1 protein-coding gene is annotated in these 1,175 nt (G+C 23.3%); it reads left to right on the top strand.

From position 1 onward, the window contains the following. Positions 1 to 887: hypothetical protein (locus tag ACWXVP_RS03215; RefSeq protein WP_456013064.1), on the top strand; the 887-nt coding region annotated here is incomplete at its 5' end. Positions 888 to 1,175 lie beyond the last annotated feature (288 nt).

Genomic DNA, 1,175 nt, shown 5'->3' with positions numbered 1-1,175 from the left:
AAATTGAAATTGATTTTGGTGATCCAACTAATGAAGAAATTAAGAATGTAATTGATAATTTTTATTACAAGAATTTATATAAACATTATGATAGATCAAAAGAAGGCAAGCAAGGTTTTGATTTTTTATTAAACAATGATAAAGGAATAGTTTTGTTTCCAAATGAACCAGAACACAATGTTCCTTGAGATGAAGATGATGAACCTTTTATAATAACAAGTGATCAAAAAATAAATGCATTATTCGAAGTTTTTAGTGGTAAAAAATTGCCATTTACTCAGGAAGAAAAAGATACTTTATTAAGAGATTTAAAGAAGGATACAAAAAATCATAAAGAATTAGAAGATGAAATAAGTACTAAATTTAGTGGTTTTGTTGAATCTGAAATTAAGAAGGTTAAAAATTTTTTTGAAGATGTTTTGGAAATTCAAATAGAAGAAATTGAAGATCAAATTTATGATTATTTCAATATGATAAATCGTCCAATTGACGACACAACAACTCTTTGAGATGTTGAGCAACGAGCTAATTTAGTTAAAGAGTATATCAAACAAGTTCAAACTTTAGAAAAAACATATTCACAATATAAAGATTTTGGAAATACATTTATTACCTCTTATGGAAAAGTAATAAAGGAATCTGATTTATCTAATATTGGTATTACTTATCCTAAGGAAGAACTTATTAAATATCGTGAACAAGCCTTTAGAGAATTGCGAGAAAAAATTCAATTTAAGGTATATATATCAAATCCATATGAACCGTTTTATACTAGCCCATATGATGCCGTTGAAAAAATGCATAATTTTACCAATAAGATAATTGATGAACAGCAAAAAAGGCTAAAAAAGCTAAAAGAAGATTCAAAAACTATTGATTTCAACTAAAAATCCATCCTAAAAAAGTAAATATTTAAAATAAAAAAATTTAATAAAGGTGTTAAACTCACCTTTTTTATTTTTTAAAATCGCAACTATAAACCTTTTTAATGAAGGTTATTTATTTGCTAAAAATAAATATATGTATGAATTTATAGACATAATTGTTAATTTATTAGTTAAAATATTTCATATATTCAATGGTTATTAAAGAATTTTTAACCTTTTTATCAATATATATATATATATATAATTATCATATAAGATCCACCCGTAAATAAACTTATGGTTTAAAAT

The organism is Mycoplasma sp. 1781 (assembly GCF_053851675.1).
Note: the sequence above shows the minus strand (reverse complement) of the source record. Positions and strands in the feature narration are given on the sequence as shown.